Genomic DNA, 24,468 nt, shown 5'->3' with positions numbered 1-24,468 from the left:
TTGAGTTCGGAGTTTTGAGTTTTGATCACATTGCATTTCTGTGGGAAATAATTTGAGTTTTGCGGCAATCAACCTTAGAACTCCGTACCCTGAACTCCGCACCCTGAACTCCGCACCCTAAACTCCGCACCCTAAACTCCGCACTCTGAAATCTATGAAGGTTGGTTGATAGCGTGTAAACCGCATTCTTTTTTGGTCGCATCTTCCCACCACCAGCGCCCTTCCCGCTCGTGCTGATTGGGTAGAGTGGCTCGTGTGCAAGGTTCACAGCCAATGCTGACAAAGCCGCGATCGTGTAGGGAATTGTAAGGCACTTCGTAGGAGCGAATATACATCCAAACATCGGCAGAAGTCCAGTTGGAGAGGGGGTTGAACTTTACTAAAGTGCGATCGCCTGCCGAAAACGCAGTATCCGCTTGCACAACCGGCACTTTTCCACGGGTGGCAGGATTTTGATCTTGTCGTTGTCCTGTAATCCAGGCATCTAAGGTGGAAAGTTTGCGGCGCAGTGGGGCAACTTTACGAATGCCGCAGCATTCATTGTGTCCATCTTCATAAAAGCTGAATAGCCCTTTGGTGCTGACCATCTCTTCTACTTGAGTTGCGTCGGGAAAGAGGATGTCGATCGCAATGCCATAGTGCTTTCTAACGCGATCGATGAACTGATAAGTTTCAGGATGAAGCCGCCCGGTATCTAAGCTAAAAACTTTGACCGCTTTGTTTAATCGATGCGCCATGTCAATCAGCACCACATCTTCCGCACCGCTGAAAGAAATTGCAATGTTATCAAATAGGTTTAGCGATCGCTCTAGAATTTTTTGAGGACTTTGGCTAGTCAGTTCTGCTGCCAAACTGGGAATATCGAGTGTGGCAATTGTTTGCGCCATAATTTCAGTGTTCTCTAAAAGGGTCGGGTTCCGCAGAGTCTATTCTATCAAGCGTCTACCCCGATCTATACCTCAATCTAAACAACTGAATTGGGCAAGCGTAGTCTTTGGGGTCAGCGCTTAGATACACTGAAATGATCTCGTCAAATATGATGACAGAATAATTACTAACCCCTTACTAAAAAAAATCATGCTTAACTTTATTCTGACTTGGCTAGCTGCCGCTCTTTCGATATTTCTGACGGCTCAGTTTGTTCCTGGCTTCAAAGTCGATAGCTTTACGGCAGCGTTGATTGGCGCAGTGGTTTTGGGCTTTGTGAATGCGATTGTGCGTCCATTGCTAGTTCTGTTTACGTTGCCATTCACGATTTTGACATTGGGCTTGTTTTTGTTTGTTGTGAACGCGATCGCGTTTTGGATCGTTGCTTCCCTCACGCCGGGTCTATCTGTCAGCGGCTTTTTCCCAGCATTTTTGGGCGCGATCGTGCTTTCTGTCGTCTCTTGGCTTGTCAATTGGGTCTTGCAAGCGCTCAAACCTTCCTAACTGGCGATCACTTCATCACTAGCGGCACCACGGTTAGTTGATTGGGAATGCCCAAGTCAAATTGCAGCAAAGGTGAAAGATGATTAACCGAAATTGGCGTAAAGCCAAGGCGCATATAGAACTGTACTAGGGAAGGTAAGCAGGTGAGATAAAGCGGTTTCGTTGCTTTTTGTCCTAAATTGTTAATCAGGTAGGAGCCTAAGCCGCGATCGCGCAATTCTGGCACCACAAATAGGTCGTTTAACACGGAATAGCGACTGTAGCAGCGCAATTTGGCACAGGCAACCAAGCGATCGTTTTGCTCGATCACCCAAAAGTTTTCCCAGCCTTCGTTCCAGGTCAATACTTGAACAGCCACTACGCCGAAACCCACCGCTCCTGCAACCCCCACCAATGGCAACAGTTGTCCTGGCTTTAAGGAAATCACCAGGTAACCACCTAGCAAGATGCCAGCGGCGATCGCGAGTCCTCTCAAGGTACGCTCAGAGTCCGAAAGAGAGGGCAAAACTTCTCGCCGAAACTGCTCTAGCAAGCTTTGAATCAGCGGCTTATCGGCAGGTGTTGCAGAACGTAGAACGCAGTCGGGCGGCAGGGGAAGAGGATCAAGCATGAGTGGAATGGGGGCGTAGACAGTGATAGGGGAAGAGTTACGCGATACCGCGCTTGGAAACTTTCCCCCTATGATGCTAATCCATTGCGGTAAGGTCTGGAATAAAGAGATTTAGGCGATCGCAGTTGAGCCAAAGCATAACTCGTTACTCTATATAAGGGGCTATAGAGCGCCTACTTTTCACGCATAAAAATTTGTTTAGCCATGGTTTCTACTCCTTTAACTGCGCTTCCCGTCAATATGTCCTGCATTCGTGCTGCAATTCAAGCACTCCAGCCACAAATTGTAGACTGGCGGCGACGGCTGCATCAAAAGCCAGAGTTGGGTTTTCAGGAGTTTTTGACATCACAGTTTGTCGCCGAAAAACTGCAAGAGTGGGGAATTGAACACAAAACGGGGATTGCCAAAACGGGGATCGTTGCCACCATTTGCAGCGATCGCCCTGGGAAAGTGTTTGCCATTCGCGCCGACATGGATGCATTGCCGATTCAAGAACAAAACGCTGTCCCTTATAAGTCGCAGCACGACGGTATCATGCACGCCTGTGGTCACGATGGACACACGGCGATCGCGCTAGGCACTGCCTATTACCTATCGCAGCATCGAGACGACTTTGCAGGCACGGTCAAAATTATTTTTCAACCCGCAGAAGAAGGGCTGGGCGGTGCGGAACCGATGGTCGAAGCAGGTGTGTTAAAAAATCCAGATGTGGATGCCATTATTGGGCTGCATTTGTGGAATAATTTGCCTCTGGGTACGGTAGGAGTGCGAAGCGGCGCGCTGATGGCGGCGGTAGAATGCTTTGAGTGCGTGATTCAGGGCAAAGGTGGACATGGTGCCATTCCGCAGCAAACGATTGATTCTGTGGTAGTGGGTGCCCAAGTGGTGAATGCATTGCAAGCGATCGTTGCCCGTAATGTTAACCCAATCGATTCAGCCGTGGTGACGGTGGGTGAATTTCATGCAGGCACGGCGCATAACGTGATTGCCGACAGCGCCAAAATGAGCGGGACTGTACGCTATTTCAATCCGCTGTATAAAGGCTATTTTGGCAAGCGGATGGAGCAGGTGATTAAGGGCGTTTGCGAAAGCCAAGGTGCCACTTACAACCTGAACTATTGGGAACTGTATCCCCCTGTGATTAACGATCGCGCGATCTCCGATCTAGTTCGCTCTGTAGCGGAAGAAGTTGTGGAGTCGGCGATCGGGGTCGTGCCCGAATGTCAAACGATGGGCGGCGAAGATATGTCTTTTTTCCTAGAAGCGGTTCCCGGTTGCTACTTCTTTCTCGGTTCCGCCAACGCCGCCAAAGGACTCGCCTATCCCCACCACCATCCCCGCTTCGACTTTGATGAAACCGCCCTCAGCATGGGTGTAGAAATCTTCGTTCGCTGTGTCGAAAAATTTTGTCAGCGCTAAATAATAAACAAAGTAAACTTCAAAATCAGAGTTTTGATAACTAGCTATAGCGCTGCGTGCTAATCTCGACGTGTTAATCTCAACGATAGTTCTTTACCGCGATCGCTCATGGGTAGCCAATCGACCGCCAAAACTATATTTTTGCTTGTCTCTATGGTGGGCTGGCTAATCGTGGGTGCAGCGCTAATGTATCTGTTTCCCTGGATTGCCGATCGCCTCGTGGCTTCTGATCTCACCCATGTATGGCTCAAAACGTTAAGTCGTAGCGGCTATAATCCAATGCTGGCTTGGGTTGGAGGCGGTATTGCTCTAGCGGCAACTGTAGTTGCTAATATCATCTGGCACCAACGATTTGAAGGCAAGATCTAGATCAGGAGCCGCGATGGAGTTTGGGATGACGATCGCGGATTAACTCTCCCCAATTTAACCAAAACCATTAGTCGTTCTACGATTCACCCATGGTTCCTAACCGTCCTTCGATGTCGGCTTCGGCTTCCAAGGAGAGCGATCGCAACTGATCCAGCATTGTCTGATCCACATTTTCCCACATGCCTCGTTGATGGGCTTCCAATAGCCGTTCTGCCATATCGCGCAATGCCCAAGGGTTTTTCTGTTGCACAAATGCTTGCACCTGCGGATCGAGGACATACGCTGCTGCCACGCCTTCATACATATAGTCTGCAACGCATTCCGCTGTGGCATCGTAGGCAAACAAATAGTCAATTGTCGCCGCCATTTCAAAGGCTCCCTTATAGCCATGTCGCATCGCTCCGGCAATCCATTTTGGATTAACGACTCGCGATCGATAGACTCGCGCAATCTCCTGTTGCAGCGATCGCACCTTTGGATTTTCTGGCAGGGAATGATCACCAAAATAGACCGTTGGATTTTGTCCTTGGAGCGATCGTACGGCTGCGGTTAACCCGCCCTGAAACTGGTAATAATCATCGGAATCGAGGAGATCATGTTCGCGGTTGTCCTGGTTTTGCAGCACAATTTGCAGATCAGTTAATCGACGTTCAAATGCTTCTGGTGCCGAGTAACCCACGCCCTGAGCGCTGTAAGCGTAGCTGCTCCAGTTGAGGTAAGCACGGGCAAGATCTTCTGTAGTTTCCCAGTTTTGCGATTCAATCAATCCTTGCAATCCAGCCCCATAGGCACCGGGCTTTGAACCAAACACTCGATATCGCGATCGCTGCTCTGCCTCTTCAACCGTCAAGCCTGCCTGCTGCCACTCCTGGGTTTCTTGTTGCACCTGTGCCGCCAGGGGATTCTGATCCGCCGATTCATCCAATGTCGCGATCGCCGTCACTGCTTGATCAAACAAATCAATCAAGTTGGGGAACGCATCCCGGAAAAAGCCCGAAATCCTCAACGTCACATCCACTCGCGGACGACCCAATATCGACAGCGGCAACACTTCAAAATCAATCACTCGACGCGAGGCACCTTCCCAGACGGGCTGCACACCTAACAGCGCCAACGCCTCCGCCAAATCATCGCCCCCGGTTCGCATCGTGGCAGTGCCCCACATCGATAACGCCAAAGTTTTGGGATACTCGCCATGTTCTTGAGTATAGGTTTCGACGAGGACTTCAGCCGCTTTACGCCCCACATCCCAAGCGCTCTCAGTCGGCACGGCGCGAATATCTACCGAATAGAAATTGCGTCCTGTGGGCAACACATCCGGACGACCCCGTGTGGGCGCACCTGACGGAGCCGCTGGCACATATCCTCCGGCTAATCCATGCAGAAGGTAGGACATTTCCTGAGTAGTATTTTGCAGATCGGGCAAGAGGCGATCGCGAATCCAGTTCAACTCTGTGGATATTTCAGGATGATCCGATGAAACACTTCCATGCAGCAATTGCTCAACCTGCTCTGCGGCGTAGTTTTCAATGATATCAACAGCGTCTCCGATGGTGCGAGGATGAGAGTTTTGTTCACGCAGTGTCTCCATAGGAGATATTTTGAGTTTTGAGTTTTGAGTTTTGAGTTTTGAATTAGATGTAGGAAAGTTAAAAGTCGTACAACTTTTTCCATTATCTACTGCCCATTCCTCAACTAACTGCGCTGGATCGGCAGTTAACGGGTCGAAGTCGAGGTTCCAGGCTTGAGCGATCGCGCGGGTTAAGCCTAACCGTCCTGGTGATGGATGGCGGGCGATAGAGACGATGAGATCGCGCAGTTGTCGTCCGGCGGGGCAGTGTCCAAAGAGGTGTAAGCCGTCGCGAATTTGGGATTCTTTCAGTTCACACAAATAGCGATCGGCGTTGGTGATCAGTTCGATTAGGGCGGCGGGGGTAAATTGGGCAAGATCTAGATCGCCTGCCATGGCTTGAACTTCCTGACTAAGATTCTCTTGCTGAATCAAGGCTGTCATGCGATCGCGAATTACTGCTAATCGAGTTGGATCAAGCGTTTGGGCTTCGTAGTATTCATCAATTAGACCTTCAAGCTGTTGCAAACCGCCATAGAGTTCGGCGCGAGTCATCGGCGGTGTTAGGTGATCGATAATCACGGCTTGCGATCGCCGTTTTGCCTGGGAACCTTCTCCCGGATCGTTGACGATAAATGGATACAGATGGGGAATCGCACCAAAAGCGACTTCAGGGTAACAATCCTCAGACAGAGCAACACTTTTGCCAGGGAGCCATTCCAAGTTGCCATGCTTGCCGACATGGACGATCGCATGAGTGCCAAAGTCCGATCGCAACCACTGATAAAACGCGAGATAGTCGTGGGTTGGTTCTAAATCAGGCGCGTGATAATTGAGTGTAGGATCGGTGTCATATCCGCGTGAAGGTTGAATGCCCACGAAAATATTACCGAGTTGAATTCCGGCAATCGCAAATGAGTCTTGGGCATCTCCCCAGCGTTGGTTAATCTGAGTTTTTACGATTTCCGGAAGGGTATCAAACCAAGCTTGATACGCTGCGATCGCCAGAGGTTGGGCAACCGGATTCATCCCTTTCGTTTCGGGATCATTCGTGATGCCTGCGGTGAGTCGTCGAATCAGTTCATCATCGTTTTTTGGAATGTTTTCAACGTGATATCCAGCCTGTTGCATTGCCTGAAGAATTGCCACACAGCTTGCCGGAGTATCTAGCCCGACTCCATTTGCCAGCCGACCGTTGCGGCTCGGATAGTTGGCTAAAATTAACGCTACTTTGCGATCGCCCACCTTCTCCTGCCGCAACTTCGCCCAATTTGCCGCCAAGTCTGCCACAAACTGAATGCGATCGTCCACGGGCTGATAGTTCAACACTTCCGTTTCCAAGGCTGCATTCCATCCCTGCACCTGCTTAAATGAAACCGCCCGACTAATAATGCGTCCATCCACTTCTGGCAATGCTACATTCATCGCCACATCGCGGGGAGACAATCCGCGCCATTCCTGCTGCCACTGCGCCAACCCGCCGCCACTCAGAATTACTTGCAGCACCGGAACATCTAACTGTTGCCACAATTCTGGAAAGTCAGAAGCCGTTTTACTGCCCCGTTCCCTTTCTCCTAATTGAGCTAGAGAAAAACTGGTAGTATTTAGCAACACTTGAATGCCAGCTTCATCTTTGGGGCGGAAGTAGTGCAGCAACTCTGATTGCACATCAGGATCGCGTAGTGAGGAGACAAAGATAGGAACGGGATGTAAATCGCGATCGCTCAATGCCTGACACAGTGCATCGATTGGGGCGAGGTTGCCTGCTAAATAATGCGCCCGGTAAAACACAATCCCCACGTGGGGTGCATTTTGTACCGCAGGTAGGATAAGGAAGGGATAGATTCCGGCGGATGGCACGGGTTGCGGCGGTTCATAATCATACTGATTGGATACCCCGTGATGCGCCAGCCAACGTAAAGCGTTGACCATGTTCTCTACACCGCCCTCCAGAAAGTAGCGCCAGACCTGATTTACCTGGGCGATCGCGAGAGTAGAATGGCTAATCAACGTTGGATCGGGCTGGTTATCTCCCGGCAGCACAATTAGCGTTGCCCCCGTGCGATCGACCGTTTCGCGCACCACTTCCAAGCCATAAGACCAGTAGGAACGTCCGCCCAACAGCCGCAGCACAATTACCTGCGCTTGCTCTAAAACCGTTTCGGTGTAGGTGTCAATTGACAATTGCTGCTGAAGTTGCAACAAATTAACCACCCGCACCGCCGGAAAGCTGTCAGGTAAATAGGGCATTGCCTGAGCGATCGCGCTGATGTCAGTATCTGCTGCGGTAATCAACACAATCGGGGCGGGAGTTTGCTCCACAAAGATCACGCCGTCCGTATTAGGAGTCCAACCGCCCGGTGTTGCTGCCAATCTATGCATGATGTCTTTCTAGTGAGTGAGGCTTTTGAACGTGGTTTATCATACCTCCGATTGGCTGGCTAACACGTCACTATCCAGGAACGCGATCGTCCGGCTAACTGTCCGAATTGATCTATAGTCAGGCTGATGTCCTGGAGCTTTTAGTTCTCGTCAACTGCTCAGTGAGTTCTTGATCTTCTTGTTGATAGATCGCCTTTTCAGTTTGAATAAAGACGGCTGCTAAAGCATCATAGGCTTCAGCCCATGCCGCCATTACTTCGTCAGTTGCAGCATCTTGTAAAACATCTTTCATCGCCTGCAATAACTTTTCACCAATCAGGGGATATTGCTCAGGTAAGATGCGAGTTTCTACGTGACGATGGGCAATCTTGTCTACTGCTGTAGCTAGCTCATCCAAGCGATCAATATGAGTCGCATAGGCATAAACAGCGGCAGCTAACTTGTATGCCTGATTATTTCCATCTAGATGCTGCATCCAAGTAGTTTCAAAGCCGCGTTTATAATCAGGACGCTCTTCAAACACAATCTGATACATCCGTCTGGTAATCTCTTCACCTTTTTCTTTAACAACTGGTGCAGTTGCCTTAACAATCTCAATTGTTTTTTGGCTAACCATAATGCAAAATTCTCCTCTTACTATCGAACTTTCAGAAAATAAGAGTTACTCAGTCACTAAACACAATTGATTCAAGCTACTGACATCACCATTTGATCGACAGTTATGTTTACCCAAAGCGGCGATCGCACTGGCAAGCGACTTTGTAACTAACAACGGGTACTTTTAAAACGGGTACTTTTAATTTATCACAACAAAAATTTATTACAACCCCATTCGATTCTGCTCTGATCAATGCTTGATTGCTGTGATACTGCGATCAACAGCAGTTCACCTAAGCAACCTTCACCGACAGCTTGCGACCGTCCACTGCCATCAAGTATTAACCGCGCTGATGACGAATAATAGTGAAGTTTTCATCATCTGACCTAGCTCTGCTGGCTCTTGGTCAATTGTTTCTAATAATAATCTGATATATTCAGCAGTCGCTTTGCGATGACTCTCTTGGTTTCGTTGATTTTGCAAACTCTCCAATTTGTCAGGGTCACCAGGCATACATCAATAGGCAACTGTTCGAGGTGAACATCCTATAAAATCGGCAATTCCTCGTTGAGTTTTACCATCGTTTTGAAGTAAAAGAATTAAAATTCGTTCTCGAACATGGGCTAATTCGGCGTTGCTGAATTGAGGTATGAATATCAAAATTCGCCCTCACCCTAGCCCTAGCCCGCTGGAGAGGGAACAAGACTTCTAGCTCCCTTCTCCCAGCGGGAGAAGGGTTGGGGATGAGGGCAAATCATGCTTGCATTCAGCAACACCTGGGCTAATTCACTCTCTCGAAGCGCTTTTTGTAATTTATCTACTTGCTCTGAATCTAGAAAGTTTTTTGCTGGCATCGCACGGGTGGTTTAATCATTCTTATGACTCAATTAGGCAACTTAAATGCTGATCAGCTTACACCCGCTCAAACACTCCAAATACTAACGTTGCAGCGAGTTGATCCAAGATATTGCGAATTTGGGGCGTGGTTGGAATTCGTCCTAACCCAAACAGCGTTTGAGCGTTATCTTTGCCACACCGACTTTGCCTCTGACGTTGATGCTCCAGAAATGACTCGCACTGCATGAAAAACACACTAAACGCTGCCAGGATTGCATCGCTTAGGCTGTAGCGGGTTCCATTACTGGCTTGTCGTGGATCTTCAATCCGGTTGATGGCTTGCTGTAGATAGCTCATCAAAACACCAAAACTTAAAGGCATTGGTTCCATGAAGACGCTCCTACTCAGGTGCTTCTTTATCCTCTAGCCTAATTGAGCCACATGTCAAAATCTGAATTTGGAATTGCTGCATTGCAAGAGGGGGCGATCGCAAGCCCAGAGACAACCCACTGGCTGAACTCGAATGTCACTGGAAGAGTTTGCTTGATGGGTTTTGACTTGCTCTAATAAAGCTGCACCATCCGTAGGTTGATGTTCGGGGCGATCTTCGGAGGAATGGCAGGATTGACAGATGAACAGGGTGTGTTGAGTCATGAGCTTAAGGCGTGTTGACGAGGTATTTTTCCAGGTCATCAAGAACGGCATTGGCAGCCAGCAGGTTAAACCCTCGCCATGTCATGTAGTCAACCAAGTAAACTCGATCGCGTTGAACAGCACGAAGTTTTCGCCAAAGTGGTTTTTGTTTTAGGTCTTCCAACTGCTTGCGATCGTCGGTTGTCATCATGCTAACCAACAAGATATCGCCATCCGCTTTGTCTAGCTCTTCCTCAGAAATTGGTAGCATGTTAGCTTGCGCTTCCACATCTTGAGCAGCAGGACGTTGTAATCCAACATCCCTGAGAATGCGGTCAGGAAACGAGCCTTTCACTTCACTAAAGACGTTGCCCCCAGCAATAGAAACAAGAGAAATGGTTTGATCTTGATATCGGTTTCCTAATGCTGCTTTGAGGGTTGCCACTCGATTGTAATAGCGATCCCAGGCTTGTTGTGCCGCATCTTGCCGCCCTAAAACCTCAGCCACAAACTCAAAAGTTTTTCGCCAATCGCCACTGTTATGAGGCAGGCTCAAAGCGGTTGGTGCAATTTGGGATAACAAAGGATAGACTTTTGTCTCCCAGTCGTAGCCAATGATCAAATCAGGCTTGATATACAGCATCTTCTCTAGGTTTGGATCATAGCCACCCAATGCTTGAATTCCAGCTAGGTAAGGTTTTAGGTAAGGTGGGGTTTCAATATTTTCAGTGAATGCCTGGAGATAGGTGCTGCCGATCGGTTTGATGCCGAGTGCCAGCACATGAGCCAAGATGGAGGTGTGGAGAGTCACAACGCGCTGCGGATGTTTGGGAATACAAGACTTCCCCAGCGTGTGTTCAACCATGCGACAGTCTGCGGTTGGTTGAGCAGGTAAAACGGATGGCTTCTGCTCTGCATGATTGCAAGCAGTAATTAGAGTAAATCCTAAAATACCCACGATTAGCCAACAGAGAAAACGTCGCATGATGATCTTAAATGATTAAAACTCCACTGAAACTTTGCCAGTAATTGCAAGGGGAAGTCCTTGAGTAATGCTTGCTCGACTGCTTGACCCAGAAGCATAGCGTTCGTTGAATAGGTTTTCAACTGCCAACCTGAAAGTGACATTATTGATTTTGTAACCTGCTCCTAAATCAACTCGGACATAGCCTGGAAGCTCGAATGTGTTTTCGCTGTCTCCAGAACGTTCACCTGCATAAATCAAACCTGTTGACAAACTCAGCCCTTTTAAGCCACCTTCGGTAAATTCGTATTTACCATAAAGTCCTAAACTGTGACGTGGACTGTTGACTGAACGGTTTCCTTGAAGCCCGCTGATGCTGCTGGTGACTTCTGAATCTAGCAGCGTGTAGGCTGCAATCAGGTTGAAGTTTTTGGTGATCTTGCCAGCAATATCTAACTCAAACCCACGACTGCGAACATCACCCACAAGAATACTTGCATCAGTCACAGGATCGGTTTCGGCAATGTTAGTTTGTTTCAAGTTAAAGAGTGCTGCTGTAACGCTAACACGATCATTAAGCAGATTGACCTTAGCACCAATTTCAAACTGAGTTGCTTTTCTGGGGGCGACAGGGCTACCGTCAGCAGACAGACCAAACTGTGGTTCTGTCGATTGGCTAAAACTGGCGTAGAGGGATGCTGAATCTGTGAGACTGTAAACCAATCCGACAGAGGGAGAAACAAAATTGCCGCTTTGTGCAACTTTACCCTGATCAAAAAACTCAAATTCACCATATCGAAGACCCGCTAGTAGGCGAAATCGTCCCAGTTTGACAAAATCTTGGATGTAAATGCCCCAATCCTTATTACTAAAATCAATGAGACGTTTAGAAAGACCCGTTGGAAGTGGAACATCAAAGGTGGGATTGGCAACATCAACACTACCAAAGACGCTGATCGCACTATCAAATCTGGAGCGATATTTGTTGAACTCAACGCCTGCCAGTAGTTTATGTTCGGAGGCTCCAATCTTGAAGTTGCCTCGAACTTCACCGCGAAGGTTGTATTGATAATAGTCGTCAGAAATTGTTCGGTAGAAGCGGGGTAGAATATCACCATCAAAAAAGATAGAGGTCAGAAGTGGTTGTAACTCTCTTTGGGTATTGAAGTATTGACCACTCAAGTTGATTGACCATTGCTTGCTAATGGGCTGATCGAAGTAAGTTGCAATGCGGTAGTGATTGTAGATTTGGCTATTGCGCGGATCGGTATAGCTGCGATTGTAGAAGAATCTGTCATTGAAAAATTTGGCACCTGTATTAAAATCTTTATCTTGACGATAATATTCCCCTTCAACCGTTAGAGAACCGCCTCCTCCTGTTTTCAACGTTAGCGATGGAGCAACATAGATCCGATTATCTTCAACATTGGGCACGAAGGATTGGGCACCTTGAAATGCTAAGTTCAACCGATAAAGCAAATTTTTATCTGAGGTGAGTGGACCTGTGAGATCGGCTTCTCCCCGGTAAAAATCAAAACTGCCTGCTTCAAAAGAGACCTCATAGCTGGGTGTAGCTTGAGGCTTTTTGGTGATGTAGTTCACCACACCCCCTGGTGTCCCTGCTCCATAGAGGATCGAGGAAAACCCCTTCAATATTTCAATGCGCTCAATATTTGAAAGATCTCTGACTAGCGATCGATAATTATCTCGCAGCCCGTTGATATAAACTTGGCTACCAGTACTAAATCCACGAATTTGGAAATCTGTAAACAGTCCGCCTTGTCCAACGTCCCCAGCAGCTACTCCACTAATGTAAGGAGCTAAGTCTTCTACTCGTCGGGGTGCTGTGTCTTCAATCAATTGATTGGTAATGACACCGATCGATGCAGGTGTGTCTAGCAGAGGAATGTCAAGCCGGGTTCCTGTGGTTGCATTCGGCACTCGAAAGTCCTGCTGTCCTTCGCCCGTCACCACAATTTCCTCATCCGGTTCATCTGCTTCCGGGTTCAGGCTATACGCCAAACCTCCTGCTTTCAGCGTCACCTCGGTTTTGGGTAGCGCATTATTTCCCGCCACACTCACCCGAATATTGCCTGCCTGCTGCTCCATCTGCACCGTCGCAATATCCGCCGTCGGGTTATCTGCCACAAACGGCTGTCCCTGCGGCAACGCCAGCACCGCATTGGGAATCTCGGCAATCAGGCTATTCCCTTCCGTGCGAAACTTCGTGGCATCAATGGTCAGCGGTTTCCCCTCCGCCGTCTCCAGCACGATATCAAGTCCGGCTTCCGTGCGCTCCAGTTTCACGTTTGTGACCTGCACCTGTGCCGCTCCCATTTGGGCGACCCAATCTTTGACGGTCGTGGCAGGTTGCTGGAGATCGCGAACACGAGAAATATTGGCAACGGATTTTGAAACAGATGAAGCGGATACTCCTCCTCCATCCGTTTCATCCGCTTTCACATCCGTTGCCACACCGATCGCCACCCACACAACCAACTGCACCAATGCCCACTGTCTACCGTTCATACCACTGCCTCACACACATTAAACTGATCTATTGCAACAGATTCCTATTTGCTGTGCAACAGAAAGCAGTGTAGAGAACGCGATCGCACCTCGTCTACTCAAATCCGGACTTTGATCCCGATTCGGACAAAATTGGTCAAAAAATTTGCCAAAAGGCAGAAGGCGCTTTCACCCCTATTCTCTATTCCTACCCTTACCCAAACGCCAAAATCTGCGCCGCACTCAAACCGAACTCCGGCACGATCGTCGATCGCAGCGGCGTATCTCCCGTACAAACGGTGTCTTCATATTGTCCATTCACCCACAGGCACATCGTCACCTGCTGTGTCTCCGGATCAATAATCCAATATTCCGCGATTCCTCGTGCAGCGTATTCTGTGCGTTTGTAGCGATAATCTTGGTCTCGATTCTCCGCTCCAGGTGACACAATTTCAACGACTAAAACAGGGGGTGGCATCTCATGGGTAACTATATTTCTGGTTCGTCCCGCCAGCGCAGTGTAACCTTGTTCGCTGAGAACGGTTAAATCAGGTAAGCGCACCTTTGCCCGTCTGCCGCTCACCGCAATTTCAGGCGTTGCTGAAGCAGATATGAATTGCCCTCATCCCCAACCCTTCTTCCCAGGGAGAAGGGTGCTAGAACTCTTGTTCCCTCTCCTGTGGGAGAGGGCTAGGGTGAGGGCTGCAAAAGGCTTAAGCACAAAATCATAGTTCTATTCAGCAACGCCCAATTTCAAGATCTTTCAGATTAATCAATACAATTAGCACAAACTTTGCCAACTCAAACATCAATAATTTAGCCAACTTGCAGTTTTCCGGTGATTCTGTCGGCATTTCTACCAAAACCCCATCCACCAACTCATACCGTGTATCCGTGCCATCGTCGTAAGCAAGATACTCCTCCATCGTCATCAGCTTAGATGTACTGGATGCTGTTTGGGTCATGGTCAAAAGCCTCACCGCTTGCCAACATTCAAATCATCTCTCACTTCACTCAATTCTAAAAGGTATTAATGTTATGTAGACCTGCGCCATCACGCCATCACTCCTCCACCTAGCGACCCATCATGCATTGCTTCGGAGTCATGCCAAACTTGCGCTTAAACGCGGCGGCAAAATGCCCTTGATTGCTGTAGCCAGTACGATGCGCCACCTCCGCCACCGTCCAATTCGTTTGGCATAATAACTGCTCTGCCTGGATTAGCCGTTGTTCAAGTAAGTACCCACAGACCGTAGTCCCAAATACCACCTGAAATCCTCGTCGCAAAGTGCGATCGCTGACTCCAACCCGCTGAGCCAGTTCAATCTGGGAGAGGGGATGATCCAAGTGAGATCGCAACAACTCAGCAGCTTGATAAACTCGGCTCAGGGTTTGGGGTTTGAGATTGTCGGATGAATGCGATGGCGACGGCTCTTGCAGGGCAGTCAGTTGCAGGGCGATCAGTTCCAAGGCTTTGCTTTGCAAGTACACCTGCTTAATGCCGCCGGAAAACGGGCAATCCCACATTTGCTGTACCAGCGATCGCATCGCGAGTGTCGTCTTCGGTGCAAACACCTGTTGTGGATTGTCTCCTTGCAGCAGCGGCAACCATTCTGGACACACTTCCCCTGATGGATCGCGAAACAACTGCCGCACCACTTTTGGTTCTAAATGCACATCGACCCCAATTTTAGGGTGCCCCGCTGGGTTAAATACATCATGGGTGGGCTGGATGCCGCTGCCACCAACATACCCGTGCTGTGCATCGATATAGAGAAAATCACCGCAGTCCGCAATGCCAGCCAGTAAAACCTGAAACTGCACTGGATGAGGGTTGGGGGATACTCGCACATTGACATCCTCATAGGCTTCGTGGAATAGGCAAAGCTCAAACCCCGGCATCAGTTGAATCGTTCGTCGATAACCATGCCCCAAGGTTGGAGGGACAGGAGAGATCGTTTCCATGCGATCGATCGTGATCACGGATGGATAGCATTGCTCGGCTTCTTGCCACAGTTCTGCTTCCGTTTGGGCGGTCAGGGTAAGACTCATGTACTGAGGACAACTAATGAGAATAACTTTCAATATCCTAGCCTAGCATCTGAAAGTCAAGTGAATTAGCTGCAATTAGCGGCATAGACGCTCCTTTTCCGATCCATGCTAAAAGTGGCGAAACTGTTTGGGTGCAACTCCCACGATGCAATTTGTGACGGCGAGGAATATCAGTTTCCACGTTTGGTCTAGGGCGGCAAAACAGAGTAAATCTGAGATGCAATTTGTGACGGCGAGGAATACCAGTTTCCACTCGGCAGCACCTTATGGCAAGACCGAGGATTTCAAGGGTTTGCACCTCTTGGAGTGACGATTAGGCAACCCAAGAAAAAGCGGCGTTGCTGAATAGAAGTAGGGGTAGGTCTTGTGCTTACCCTGCCGGATATGAAGGGCAACCACAAGGGATTGCCCCTACGAATTTCATCTCCAGATTCAGCAATGCCCAAAATCGTTTGGGTCACTCCACTCTCATCGATCGAGACCGTTTGCAAAGAGAGCCAGAACAACTGGCAGAACAAGGTCTGCGGGTGTTGGTGTTAGCTGAGAAATTGATTTCCACGCAACAGACAACATTAGCTCAGGCTGACCTAGAGTCGAAGCTAACGTTTTTGGGCTTGCAGGGCATGATTGAACCCGCCCCATGAAGCAGCGATCGCAGTCTGTCAATCTGCCGGAATAGTAAGTGAAGATGATCACGGGTGATCATTTGACAACAGCAATGGCGATCGCAGAGCAGATTGGGCTGAAGAAGCGGCACAATTGACGGGCTTCAATGGGCAAAGCCGGAACCGATGTTGCCAGCGACTAGATGGACGACCCCATTGTTTGCTTGCAGGTTGTGTAGCGCTCTAAAGGAACGAATTAGAGCATTTCAATATGAGTGCTGCTCGAAGTTACAGTTGCCTTTTTCCTACTGCAAATTAGCAGGAGGATTTTCAGGCACAACCCAGTAATAGACAGTCCCGCCATCTGCTTCGACCACTTGATCGGGTTTCCAATCACCCATATCAAACGCATGGGAAACAATGCGCGTCCCTGGTTTCAATTCGCGTAGCAATTTGGGTCGCAACTTCACATTAAGTTCTGGCAGCAGATAGAGCGTCACGACGGTTGCATCACTAAAGTTGGTTTGGAACAAATCCTGTTGGCGAAACTGAACGCGATCGCTGACCCCTGCTTTTTGAGCATTTTCATTGGCTTCTTGAATTCGCTCTGGGTTAATGTCAATGCCTATGCCACGTGCGCCTCGATCCTTCGCCGCTGTAATCACAATCCGCCCATCACCACTACCCAGATCGTAAACGACATCATCAGACTTGACGTTTGCCAACCGCAGCATCTCGTTCACGACAGGCGTAGGGGTCGGAACATAAACAACATCGGGTGCGCGAGTGGGAGATTCTGTAGTGGGATTAGAAGCTTCTGTAGTGGGATTAGGAGCCGCCTGCACCTGATCAGAAGTAGAGTTAGTTTGAGAGTTGGCGGTCGGACTTTGAGCCTCCGATTCAAAATTCCGCTGTTGGGTACAACCAACGCTGGTCAGCGTGAGAATGCTGATGCCAACGAACAGCGATCGCGTCATAGACTTGAGTTGCATAATCCTAATTTCCTTCAAAAAAATTTGACTCAAATTAATACCTATTTAATACTGACCTTTTCAGAACCTGTTCTTCACAACCTCTAGAAGTTGTACCCTACCCCCAATCGCAAGCCCACTTCTGTTTTGCCAAAGAACCCAATATTAGCCGCTGCGTTGGCTGTGAATTGATCCGATATGGGCACATCAATGCCGCCAGTCACTAAGCCGCGCACCACACTACCACTACCCGTTGAAATCACTGCCCCCCCTCCTACAAAAGGAGCAACTAGCACTCGTCCATCCACCGCAGAACGCAGCGGAAAATCAAATGTCACAGGCAGCAAAATGGCGGGTCTACGATTGAAATTAATGGCAGGACGGGCAGAGATATTATTGGTTAAGCCAACTTTGCTAAAGATGGTAAAGCTACCTCGCCCTAAATCAGTACGTCCACCAAAGCCAATGTTGCCGCCTATACCAACGTAACTTGGACCCGATCTCGTTGCTCGTCCAGGCGTAATCGTTTGAATAGGTGTGGTTTCAGGGGTGGTTGTTTCAGGGGATGGAGCCGTTGTTTGTGCAGTCAAGGTCTCAGCCTGAAGACTAGCGGCAGATGTTCTAACCGTGCCAGGTGCAGGGGTAGCTCCGGTTTTCAGAGCGGGTAGATCTGCGGAAAGTTCTGCCGTATCTGTTGGCTCAGGAGTGGTTGAAGGAGATTGAGCGTGAGTTGACTGCCCACCCAGGAGAATGAGAATTCCAGCAAAACCAGAGACTAAAAAGAGTTGCTTGAAACGTAAAATATTCATGGTCGAAAACCTATTAGGGATAGGGTGAACAATCAAGATATATTTTCAGAATCAACCACAAATGTGACTGGAAAGTGACAGCAAATAACTTTCAGATCAGAGGTAATTCGATTTGAAATAGTGATCCCTTGCCAACTTGACTACTGACTGTAAGGTATCCACCGTGGGCTGCTACAATTTGCTGTGCGATCGCCAATCCCAATCCAGAGCCACCTTTTTGTCGCGTTCGTTCCTCATCCACTCGATAAAATCGTTCAAAGATATGGGGCAGACCTGCTTCTGAAATGCCAATCCCCGTGTCTTCTATTGGAATTAATACTCGATGATATTGACTGATTAACCGCACCCACACTGTTCCTTTAGACGATGTGTATTTGCAAGCATTTGTGAGGAGATTGATAATTGCTTGCTGTAACAAATCAGCATTACCGTTAATCCTAATATTCTCTTCTGGTAGTTCTAAATGAAGTGTTAAATGTTTGGCAGCAGATTGAATGGATGGAGTTGCGATCGTTTCTTTCAGCAAGTCATTTAAGTGAATCAGTTGAATTGTGTTTGAATCTAATCGTCCTCCCTGACGAGCCAAAAACAGCAAATCCGTCACTAACCGATTCATTGATTTAGCCATTTCTGCAATATTTTCTAAGCGAATGTGTTTTGGTTTACCTGCCTCAACTGGACTGAGTAAACCCACTTGAGCATTGCTCAGAATCGTTGCCAGCGGCGCTCTGAGTTCATGGGAGGCATCGGATGTAAATCGTTGCAGGTGAGCGTAGGCGTTGCGGATCGGTTTCATGGCGATTCCGCTCAAAAACCAACCCACTAAACTAATAACACCCAGCGTCAGAGGCATGGTGATCACCATCACCATCAGCATTTCTCTCAGAGCAACTTGGGCATCCGTCAACGGAATCGCGATCTGAAGATAGCCGATCGTGCGTCCGTTATGATCCACGGGTAGCGTTAATTGTCGTAGCCATTCGGGATGCGCTTGAATTGTCTCAAATGCCGCGATCGCCTGAATTTGGTCGGCAGGCTGTCGTCCATAAAACTGATATAACGTTCCTTTCGCAGAGTACCAGCGAGCATAAATCAAATTACTGTCAGAGGGCGGAGAGTATTTTCCTAGAATGGGTACATTACTCAGATCAATTCGTTCTTTGTCCTGTCGCCACTCATAGTCGATATTGGCTGTCATGACTCTAGCTTTGCGGTAAAGCAGGCGATCGCTCTCTTCTAAGCGGTTGATCGATCGCTGGTAATAGAGGATGCTGGCAAACAGAATCAATATACTGCCCATCGACAGCGTGAACCAACGAGTCAGGTCACGACGACTACGATTGAACATCTGGATTCAAGCGATATCCAATGCCATAGACAGTTTCTAGCCAGTTCGCGCCGACAGCCTGTAACCGTTGCCGCAGACGACGAACCAAGGCAGTAATGGCGTTGCTCTCCGGCTCACTACCCCATTCCCATAAGGCTTGTTCAATTTGATCACGCGAGAGTACTTGGCGGGGATGGCGCATCAAATATTCTAACAACTGAAATTCGCGAGTGGAAAGTCGCAGATGGTGTTTTTCCCGTTCTAAAGTTAGTGCGGATAAGTGTAAAGTTAAATCCTTGACGTGTAACGTATCTCCTTTCCAAAGAGGCGATCGCCGCCCCAATGCCCGCACTCGTGCCAGTAGTTCAAAGATATCCGCAGGTTTAACTAGATAATCATCTGCTCCAGCGTCCAAACCGCTAATCTTGTCAGAAATTGTGTCTTTCGCGGTCAATATTAATACTGGAACGGTTTTGCCCATGTGTCGATAGTGTTGGCACAAGCTGACTCCACTCACTTGTGGGAGCAACCAATCTAGAATTAGCAAATCATACTCCCGCTGGGACATAATCCACTGTGCGATCGCTCCATCCCCCACTCCATCTACAACATGCCCTGCCCCCGAAAGAGCAGCTTGTAGAGGTTCTCGTTGGTTTGTGTCATCTTCTACCAGCAGAATTCGCATAGTGATCAACCTGACTTTGCACTTTGCATCCTAGAAGGGCAGTTCAGGAAAAGCGTCCCCCAGAAGTGAGATCTCTGACATCCCGTTATTTACTAAAATTGTGTTATGCAACGCGATGTGCGGCTATCCCAATAGCCCTCACCCTACATCCCTTTTTGGGAGAGGGACTTTGGCGTTACACCCTTAACATAAAGACTTCCAATGACTCTCCGTCGCTTTTCGCAACTGCTTCATCGCGCTGGTTGGGAATTCTGGCTGCCTTTACCTCTAATCGCAGTACTCTTCTGGGTGGCAGGTCATTCTATGGCAGCACAGGTGTTGAGCCGTCCCTATGACTCTCTTAGTAAACTTCGGGCAGATCGACAACCGGGTGTCAAATTGTCGGTTACGATTCTGGCGATGAATGCCGAGATTGATCGCCGTCGAAGCAAGACAATCATTTTTGTGAGGACAATGAACTTTAGTTTAAAGAGTCTGGAGTATGAGTTTCCCGTTGTTCAAGCTAGCCAGGTCGAAACAGCGATCGCCCAAAAACTAGAGATGCCCGTTGAAACGGTTCGCAAACTGATTAGCTACCGATTTGTAGATTGAGGACAGCGGGGCATCATCAGGAACTTACGTCAAATGGGGAAAATGGGCAATGATGATGGAAATGTCAGGATGCTGACGAGCGATCGCTTCCGGTTCAGCGCCCAGTACGGGTGCCCCCAAACGCTTTGGATAAGCATTGTGAGTTAAAACCAGCAGGTCATCGATTTCTAGAATTTGAGCGACCTGATGCACAAAATTTCCTCGTATTTGCTGCACTGGCACGTCTTCGTCTAGACCGGGAATTTTGCCAGAAATCCGCGCTGCACGGGGATTAGAGTGAACCTGTAAAATTCGGAGTGACGCTTTTAACTCGGTTGCTAGAGTCTGCATTAACATCAAGGTTTGTTGAAAGCTGGCAGTGGTGATTTCTGGGTCAGCGATCGCCAAAAACACCCGCTGAGTAGACTGAACCGGGTGAGTGAATCGAGTAATGAGCATCGGAACGAGAGTCCGACGGGCAACGTTATCAATCACACTGCCAAAGAAATTATCTTGATAGGTGGAATAGCCCTTCCAGCCGCAAATGACCAGATTGGCGTTGCGCTCTTGCGTGGTTCGCAAAATTCCTTTGTCGATCGAATCATCTACGCGACCAATGGTTTCCACATCCGTCACTGCTGCATGGGCGATCGTCTCAGCGGCATCCAGCAATCGTTCTTGTTGCAGTTTTGCTTCGGTTGAAATCGGGGCACGCGCATCCATCAACACGTGTAGCGGTAACAAGGTTCCATTCGTGCTTTTTGCCAAAATCAATGCGAGTTGCAGCAGGTTGTCCTCGGTGCTGGGATTTGCGACTGGAACCAGAATGCGATATTGCGGTGAGGCTTGAGATAGATTGCTCGATTGGGGTTCAGGAGCGTTGCTGGTTTTCATGCCCTCCCCCCAGCGGGCTGTAATCCAGGGAGAGGCAATGCAAGTGACTAAAATCATGGCGATCGTCCCATTCACCGTGAGTTGATCCACCAGCTTGATGTTGTAGGCAACGGTGATGGCTGCCAGGGTTGAAGCGGCTTGAGCTACCGATAGCCCAAACATCACCATCATGTTAGAAAAATCAAACTGAAATAGTTTGCTGGCTCCCCAAGCAGGTACAAACTTCGCCACGATCGCCACTCCCACCATGACGGCAGAGATCAGCAGCGATCGCGGTTCCTGAAACAGAATCAGTGGATTGACCAGCATCCCCACGGAAATCAAGAAAAACGGCACAAACAGTGTATTACCAATAAACTGAATTCGGTTCATCAAGGGACTCAGTTGCGGAATCAGTTGGGTAATGGCAATGCCTGCTAAAAATGCCCCAATGATCGGTTCAATCTCAATCAGTTTGGCGAAGTAAGACACTACAAATAGAGTTGCGACCACAAACGTAAATTCGGCTCCTTCATCATGCCCAAAGCGGCGGAAAAACCAGCGCCCCAGCCTAGGAACTCCCCATAAGGTGGCAATCGTATAGAAAGTGAGTGAGGGAAGCAAGAATAGCCAGAAACCCAGCGTCAGATTTCCCTGGTGCGCTTTGACCACCACTGCCAGTACCAGCAGAGCTAACACGTTGGTAATCAGAGTCCCACCTAGGGTGATTGTCACTGATTGCGATCGCATAATCCCCAGTTTGCTTGCGATCGGCAAGGCTAACAGCGTGTGTGAGGCAAAGCACGATGCCACCAAAACGGATGCCAAAAGCGAGTAGCCCAACAGCAGCATCGCTGCCATGCCCAGCACCATGGGCACGGCAAAAGTCGCCAAGCCAAAAATCAATGCTTTCTTGGCGTTATGTTTCAGGTCATCCAGGCTAGTTTCCAACCCTGCCATAAACATGAGAAACAGCAGTCCGACGGTTCCTAAGAGGATGATCGTATTATCTCGCTCTAGAAGACCAAAGCCGTGGGGACCCACGATCACTCCCGCCAGAATTAAGCCGACGATCCCTGGTAGCCGCAGCCGTTCAAACAGCAGGGGGGCGACCAGCATGATCGCCATGATGATGAGAAAAATCGTTACGGGATCAGTAATGGGTTCCGATGGCAGCAGCGGAGCTAAAATCTCTTGCCACGATGGAAAGGTAACCGCTAAAAAACTCCAGAAATAATGCATTACAACTCATTCAGACGACAGTAATCATCATAGAAAAATTGCTGTATCGCTTGTAAAGGAAAATCAGAGAGAATTGAAGGAAAATTCAATAGAGTGTTGGCGATGATGCCTATAGATTAGTACTAATCATGGAGCAGTTGCAGGGTTTCGGGTTGCACACTAAACAGAATAATCGGATGCAGCAGCACCCTGAAAAAGGCGACCATTGAGGTGTAGCGATGAAATTGCAGCAAGATGTTAATGCCGTAGGAGGATTTAATGCGATTCACGCGAGCCGTCAGGACAAATTGCAATGCCATCATCGCCAGTCCAATAAAGCCCAACGCGACTGACAACCCAATCCAAAAGCCGCGTCCACCAGAAGGCGGATAGAACATCAACACCAATATGGAAATAGTGTTAAGAATAAGTACGCCACAATCCACAGTGCGGCAACCGCGATCGGGCTATGCATCAACAACCATCTCATGGTGTTCTCTTGCCTTATTGCTGGGATGCGAGTTGAAATCGACGATTCACTTCTTGCCAGTTCACCACATTCCACCAGTTATTCAGATACTCTGCTCGACGATTCTGATAGCGCAGATAATAGGCATGTTCCCAAACGTCATTCCCCAATATTGGAAAATTGCCATTCATCATCGGGTTGTCCTGATTCGGTGTTGTGGCAATTTGCAGTTGCCCTTGAGGATTGCGAACTAGCCAAACCCAGCCACTCCCAAAGCGATCGCCCCCTGCTTCATTGAATTGCTTTTTAAAGCTATCGAAATTGCCAAAGGTTTGGTTGATGGCTTGAGCGATCTCGCCTGTGGGTTGCCCACCGCTGTTTGGACTCATAATCTGCCAAAAAATCGTGTGATTTAGATGTCCACCCCCATTGTTTTGAACTTTGGTACGAATCTCTTCCGGTACACTGTTGAGGTCACGCAATAACGCTTCCACACTGCGGTTCTGTAAATTCGTTTGCGACTTTAATGCTTCATTTAATTTTTTTACATAGGTCGCATGGTGGCGATCGTGATGCAGTTTCATTGTTTCGGCATCGATCGCTTTTGCCAAAGCCTCATACTCATAAGATAAAGGCGGGAGTTGAGCAGGATAGGCACTCAGTTCACCTCCTGGTGATGCAACGGCAGTCGGTTGAGTCGTTGGGGGAGTAGTCTGTGCCTGAGGAGTGGTTTGGCAGGAAATGAGCAACAGCACCAGTGCTGCGCCTGCCATTAGAAACCGGATGGGTCGCCGTAAAAATCTTTTCATCATCACTTAATTTAATCAGGTAGATATAGTTATGATTCACCTTTAGCATCAGCAACAAATGTGATTCAAAAGTGACAGCTAGAATCTTGATCGGCTTGGCACCAGGGTCAAAATTTTCAAGTGAGAGACAGTGAGCGATCGCCCTTTTTCCTTACCTGCTTTGAGTACTCGACTACCCCAAACCTAAATACATCTTTAGTCGTTGTTGCGAGTGACTTAACCAGAGACAACGCGAATGCCAATCCAGATACATCTATTCGATCGAACCTCAGCCTCAGCTATCCGATGCGGCTCAATCTGACGACTAGCTTCACCGGGCGCGATCGCTTACTGGTACGGCTGCAATCCTCTAATCGAGTGCCCAATTTTAGCGGATTATCGGGCACTGAAATGACGCGCCTCTCTTACGAAGTAGGCAATACAGACAATCAATTAACGCTGAATTTGCTGGAGTATCGGTTTCCAGTCAATGATCAACTGACGATTCATCTGTATGGCAATTCTGGATCTCGTCATTACTATGCAAATTATTTCAACCCCTATTTTGCTAGTTTTGGCGGTTCCAAAGGCTCACCCTCTCGTTTTTCCAGAACGAAATCCCATTTATCGGATTGGTGACATTATTGGAGCCGGAGTTGGAGCCGTTTACCGCTTTAGTCCTAATGCACGACTGGATTTAGGCTAGTAGTCTGTCAAGAAAGAATTGATGGATAGAGACGCTTGAGTTTGATGCGGGCATCTTGAGTCGTAAATTGC

At 48.4% G+C, this 24,468-nt stretch carries 24 protein-coding genes and 1 pseudogene; 6 read left to right on the top strand and 19 right to left on the bottom strand.

Going from position 1 to position 24,468, the window contains the following annotated elements; all coding sequences use genetic code 11:
* Positions 1–152 precede the first annotated feature (152 nt).
* A complete protein-coding gene (locus AB3R30_RS16760; protein ID WP_458650353.1) occupies positions 153–887 on the bottom strand; it encodes a phosphoadenylyl-sulfate reductase in 735 nt (244 codons plus the stop codon).
* Between the two features lie 190 nt (positions 888–1,077).
* Here AB3R30_RS16760 and AB3R30_RS16755 point away from each other — a divergent pair, with 190 nt between their 5' ends.
* Positions 1,078–1,431, top strand: coding sequence for a phage holin family protein (locus AB3R30_RS16755; protein ID WP_458650352.1), 354 nt, complete (start codon positions 1,078–1,080; stop codon positions 1,429–1,431).
* Between the two features lie 7 nt (positions 1,432–1,438).
* On the opposite strand, the gene AB3R30_RS16750 is transcribed toward AB3R30_RS16755, so the two are convergent.
* Positions 1,439–2,041 carry a GNAT family N-acetyltransferase gene (locus AB3R30_RS16750; RefSeq protein ID WP_458650351.1) on the bottom strand — a complete coding sequence of 201 codons (603 nt, stop codon included), beginning with the start codon at positions 2,039–2,041 and terminating at the stop codon, positions 1,439–1,441.
* 204 nt (positions 2,042–2,245) lie between these two features.
* On the opposite strand from AB3R30_RS16750, the gene AB3R30_RS16745 reads away from it, so the two are divergent.
* Together AB3R30_RS16745 and AB3R30_RS16740 are read left to right on the top strand one after the other, a co-directional pair.
* Positions 2,246–3,460 carry a M20 metallopeptidase family protein gene (locus AB3R30_RS16745; protein ID WP_458650350.1) on the top strand — a complete coding sequence of 405 codons (1,215 nt, stop codon included), beginning with the start codon at positions 2,246–2,248 and terminating at the stop codon, positions 3,458–3,460.
* Between the two features lie 108 nt (positions 3,461–3,568).
* A complete protein-coding gene (locus AB3R30_RS16740; RefSeq protein ID WP_458650349.1) occupies positions 3,569–3,829 on the top strand; it encodes a hypothetical protein in 261 nt (86 codons plus the stop codon).
* 76 nt (positions 3,830–3,905) lie between these two features.
* On the opposite strand, the gene cobN is transcribed toward AB3R30_RS16740, so the two are convergent.
* The 10 genes and pseudogenes from cobN to AB3R30_RS16690 all read right to left on the bottom strand — a co-directional run bounded on the left by cobN (position 3,906) and on the right by AB3R30_RS16690 (position 15,373).
* On the bottom strand, positions 3,906–7,781 hold the full coding sequence (cobN, locus tag AB3R30_RS16735; RefSeq protein WP_458650348.1) for a cobaltochelatase subunit CobN: 3,876 nt from the start codon (positions 7,779–7,781) through the stop codon (positions 3,906–3,908).
* Positions 7,782–7,899: 118 nt separating this feature from the next.
* Positions 7,900–8,397 carry a globin domain-containing protein gene (locus AB3R30_RS16730; protein ID WP_458650347.1) on the bottom strand — a complete coding sequence of 166 codons (498 nt, stop codon included), beginning with the start codon at positions 8,395–8,397 and terminating at the stop codon, positions 7,900–7,902.
* 366 nt (positions 8,398–8,763) lie between these two features.
* Positions 8,764–9,012, bottom strand: a pseudogene (locus tag AB3R30_RS16725) (IS630 family transposase); the annotation flags it as partial.
* Between the two features lie 279 nt (positions 9,013–9,291).
* Positions 9,292–9,606, bottom strand: coding sequence for a hypothetical protein (locus AB3R30_RS16720; RefSeq protein WP_458650346.1), 315 nt, complete (start codon positions 9,604–9,606; stop codon positions 9,292–9,294).
* Positions 9,607–9,660: 54 nt separating this feature from the next.
* Positions 9,661–9,870, bottom strand: coding sequence for a DUF1636 family protein (locus AB3R30_RS16715; protein ID WP_458650345.1), 210 nt, complete (start codon positions 9,868–9,870; stop codon positions 9,661–9,663).
* Between the two features lie 4 nt (positions 9,871–9,874).
* Entirely contained in the window at positions 9,875–10,834 is a 960-nt protein-coding gene (locus tag AB3R30_RS16710; RefSeq protein ID WP_458650344.1) for an ABC transporter substrate-binding protein, read from the bottom strand.
* 15 nt (positions 10,835–10,849) lie between these two features.
* Positions 10,850–13,342 carry a TonB-dependent siderophore receptor gene (locus tag AB3R30_RS16705; RefSeq protein ID WP_458650343.1) on the bottom strand — a complete coding sequence of 831 codons (2,493 nt, stop codon included), beginning with the start codon at positions 13,340–13,342 and terminating at the stop codon, positions 10,850–10,852.
* A gap of 193 nt (positions 13,343–13,535) precedes the next feature.
* Complete coding sequence (locus AB3R30_RS16700) at positions 13,536–13,904, bottom strand: Uma2 family endonuclease (RefSeq protein ID WP_458650342.1); 369 nt, start codon at positions 13,902–13,904, stop codon at positions 13,536–13,538.
* A 154-nt stretch (positions 13,905–14,058) separates the two neighbouring features.
* A complete protein-coding gene (locus AB3R30_RS16695; RefSeq protein WP_458650341.1) occupies positions 14,059–14,286 on the bottom strand; it encodes a Uma2 family endonuclease in 228 nt (75 codons plus the stop codon).
* A gap of 109 nt (positions 14,287–14,395) precedes the next feature.
* The gene (locus AB3R30_RS16690) at positions 14,396–15,373 is read right to left on the bottom strand and encodes a helix-turn-helix transcriptional regulator (RefSeq protein ID WP_458650340.1); all 978 of its coding nucleotides are present in this window, start codon (positions 15,371–15,373) and stop codon (positions 14,396–14,398) included.
* A 452-nt stretch (positions 15,374–15,825) separates the two neighbouring features.
* On the opposite strand from AB3R30_RS16690, the gene AB3R30_RS16685 reads away from it, so the two are divergent.
* The gene (locus AB3R30_RS16685) at positions 15,826–16,017 is read left to right on the top strand and encodes a hypothetical protein (RefSeq protein ID WP_458650339.1); all 192 of its coding nucleotides are present in this window, start codon (positions 15,826–15,828) and stop codon (positions 16,015–16,017) included.
* 266 nt (positions 16,018–16,283) lie between these two features.
* Here the strand turns inward: AB3R30_RS16685 and AB3R30_RS16680 are convergent, their stop codons facing one another.
* The 4 genes from AB3R30_RS16680 to rppA all read right to left on the bottom strand — a co-directional run bounded on the left by AB3R30_RS16680 (position 16,284) and on the right by rppA (position 19,770).
* On the bottom strand, positions 16,284–16,970 hold the full coding sequence (locus AB3R30_RS16680) for an SAM-dependent methyltransferase (protein ID WP_458650338.1): 687 nt from the start codon (positions 16,968–16,970) through the stop codon (positions 16,284–16,286).
* An 83-nt stretch (positions 16,971–17,053) separates the two neighbouring features.
* A complete protein-coding gene (locus AB3R30_RS16675; RefSeq protein ID WP_458650337.1) occupies positions 17,054–17,758 on the bottom strand; it encodes a hypothetical protein in 705 nt (234 codons plus the stop codon).
* 91 nt (positions 17,759–17,849) lie between these two features.
* A complete protein-coding gene (locus AB3R30_RS16670; protein ID WP_458650336.1) occupies positions 17,850–19,106 on the bottom strand; it encodes a sensor histidine kinase in 1,257 nt (418 codons plus the stop codon).
* A complete protein-coding gene (gene rppA, locus AB3R30_RS16665) occupies positions 19,093–19,770 on the bottom strand; it encodes a two-component system response regulator RppA (protein WP_458650335.1) in 678 nt (225 codons plus the stop codon). The genes AB3R30_RS16670 and rppA overlap by 14 nt, the downstream gene beginning before the upstream one ends.
* A 201-nt stretch (positions 19,771–19,971) precedes the next feature.
* On the opposite strand from rppA, the gene AB3R30_RS16660 reads away from it, so the two are divergent.
* Positions 19,972–20,361: a hypothetical protein gene (locus AB3R30_RS16660; protein WP_458650334.1), complete on the top strand. Its 390-nt coding sequence runs from the start codon at positions 19,972–19,974 to the stop codon at positions 20,359–20,361.
* A gap of 24 nt (positions 20,362–20,385) precedes the next feature.
* Here AB3R30_RS16660 and AB3R30_RS16655 read toward each other — a convergent pair whose 3' ends face one another.
* The 3 genes from AB3R30_RS16655 to AB3R30_RS16645 all read right to left on the bottom strand — a co-directional run bounded on the left by AB3R30_RS16655 (position 20,386) and on the right by AB3R30_RS16645 (position 23,715).
* Positions 20,386–22,455, bottom strand: a complete 2,070-nt coding sequence (locus tag AB3R30_RS16655; protein ID WP_458650333.1) for a cation:proton antiporter domain-containing protein — start codon at positions 22,453–22,455, stop codon at positions 20,386–20,388.
* A 122-nt stretch (positions 22,456–22,577) separates the two neighbouring features.
* Positions 22,578–22,832: a ferric reductase-like transmembrane domain-containing protein gene (locus AB3R30_RS16650; RefSeq protein ID WP_458650332.1), complete on the bottom strand. Its 255-nt coding sequence runs from the start codon at positions 22,830–22,832 to the stop codon at positions 22,578–22,580.
* 106 nt (positions 22,833–22,938) lie between these two features.
* The gene (locus tag AB3R30_RS16645) at positions 22,939–23,715 is read right to left on the bottom strand and encodes a superoxide dismutase (RefSeq protein WP_458650331.1); all 777 of its coding nucleotides are present in this window, start codon (positions 23,713–23,715) and stop codon (positions 22,939–22,941) included.
* Between the two features lie 117 nt (positions 23,716–23,832).
* Here AB3R30_RS16645 and AB3R30_RS16640 point away from each other — a divergent pair, with 117 nt between their 5' ends.
* The gene (locus tag AB3R30_RS16640) at positions 23,833–24,330 is read left to right on the top strand and encodes a hypothetical protein (protein ID WP_458650330.1); all 498 of its coding nucleotides are present in this window, start codon (positions 23,833–23,835) and stop codon (positions 24,328–24,330) included.
* The last annotated feature ends 138 nt before the right edge of the window (positions 24,331–24,468 follow it).

The sequence above is a fragment of the Sivoneniella epilithica UHCC 1019 genome (genome assembly GCF_040830845.1).
Classification (GTDB): domain Bacteria; phylum Cyanobacteriota; class Cyanobacteriia; order Leptolyngbyales; family Leptolyngbyaceae; genus ULC077BIN1.
Note: the sequence above shows the minus strand (reverse complement) of the source record. Positions and strands in the feature narration are given on the sequence as shown.

Bases quoted from the DNA above. Each gene is read 5' to 3' on its own strand.
- rppA (WP_458650335.1), bottom strand. From the start codon at position 19,770: ATGCGAATTCTGCTGGTAGAAGATGACACAAACCAACGAGAACCTCTA.
- AB3R30_RS16650 (WP_458650332.1), bottom strand. From the start codon at position 22,832: ATGTTCTATCCGCCTTCTGGTGGACGCGGCTTTTGGATTGGGTTGTCA.
- AB3R30_RS16750 (WP_458650351.1), bottom strand. From the start codon at position 2,041: ATGCTTGATCCTCTTCCCCTGCCGCCCGACTGCGTTCTACGTTCTGCA.
- AB3R30_RS16675 (WP_458650337.1), bottom strand. From the start codon at position 17,758: ATGAATATTTTACGTTTCAAGCAACTCTTTTTAGTCTCTGGTTTTGCT.
- AB3R30_RS16705 (WP_458650343.1), bottom strand. From the start codon at position 13,342: ATGAACGGTAGACAGTGGGCATTGGTGCAGTTGGTTGTGTGGGTGGCG.
- cobN (WP_458650348.1), bottom strand. From the start codon at position 7,781: ATGCATAGATTGGCAGCAACACCGGGCGGTTGGACTCCTAATACGGAC.
- AB3R30_RS16710 (WP_458650344.1), bottom strand. From the start codon at position 10,834: ATGCGACGTTTTCTCTGTTGGCTAATCGTGGGTATTTTAGGATTTACT.
- AB3R30_RS16655 (WP_458650333.1), bottom strand. From the start codon at position 22,455: ATGCATTATTTCTGGAGTTTTTTAGCGGTTACCTTTCCATCGTGGCAA.
- AB3R30_RS16670 (WP_458650336.1), bottom strand. From the start codon at position 19,106: ATGTTCAATCGTAGTCGTCGTGACCTGACTCGTTGGTTCACGCTGTCG.
- AB3R30_RS16695 (WP_458650341.1), bottom strand. From the start codon at position 14,286: ATGACCCAAACAGCATCCAGTACATCTAAGCTGATGACGATGGAGGAG.
- AB3R30_RS16715 (WP_458650345.1), bottom strand. From the start codon at position 9,870: ATGACTCAACACACCCTGTTCATCTGTCAATCCTGCCATTCCTCCGAA.
- AB3R30_RS16740 (WP_458650349.1), top strand. From the start codon at position 3,569: ATGGGTAGCCAATCGACCGCCAAAACTATATTTTTGCTTGTCTCTATG.
- AB3R30_RS16760 (WP_458650353.1), bottom strand. From the start codon at position 887: ATGGCGCAAACAATTGCCACACTCGATATTCCCAGTTTGGCAGCAGAA.
- AB3R30_RS16690 (WP_458650340.1), bottom strand. From the start codon at position 15,373: ATGAGTCTTACCCTGACCGCCCAAACGGAAGCAGAACTGTGGCAAGAA.
- AB3R30_RS16680 (WP_458650338.1), bottom strand. From the start codon at position 16,970: ATGCAACTCAAGTCTATGACGCGATCGCTGTTCGTTGGCATCAGCATT.
- AB3R30_RS16720 (WP_458650346.1), bottom strand. From the start codon at position 9,606: ATGGAACCAATGCCTTTAAGTTTTGGTGTTTTGATGAGCTATCTACAG.
- AB3R30_RS16745 (WP_458650350.1), top strand. From the start codon at position 2,246: ATGGTTTCTACTCCTTTAACTGCGCTTCCCGTCAATATGTCCTGCATT.
- AB3R30_RS16755 (WP_458650352.1), top strand. From the start codon at position 1,078: ATGCTTAACTTTATTCTGACTTGGCTAGCTGCCGCTCTTTCGATATTT.
- AB3R30_RS16730 (WP_458650347.1), bottom strand. From the start codon at position 8,397: ATGGTTAGCCAAAAAACAATTGAGATTGTTAAGGCAACTGCACCAGTT.
- AB3R30_RS16660 (WP_458650334.1), top strand. From the start codon at position 19,972: ATGACTCTCCGTCGCTTTTCGCAACTGCTTCATCGCGCTGGTTGGGAA.
- AB3R30_RS16645 (WP_458650331.1), bottom strand. From the start codon at position 23,715: ATGATGAAAAGATTTTTACGGCGACCCATCCGGTTTCTAATGGCAGGC.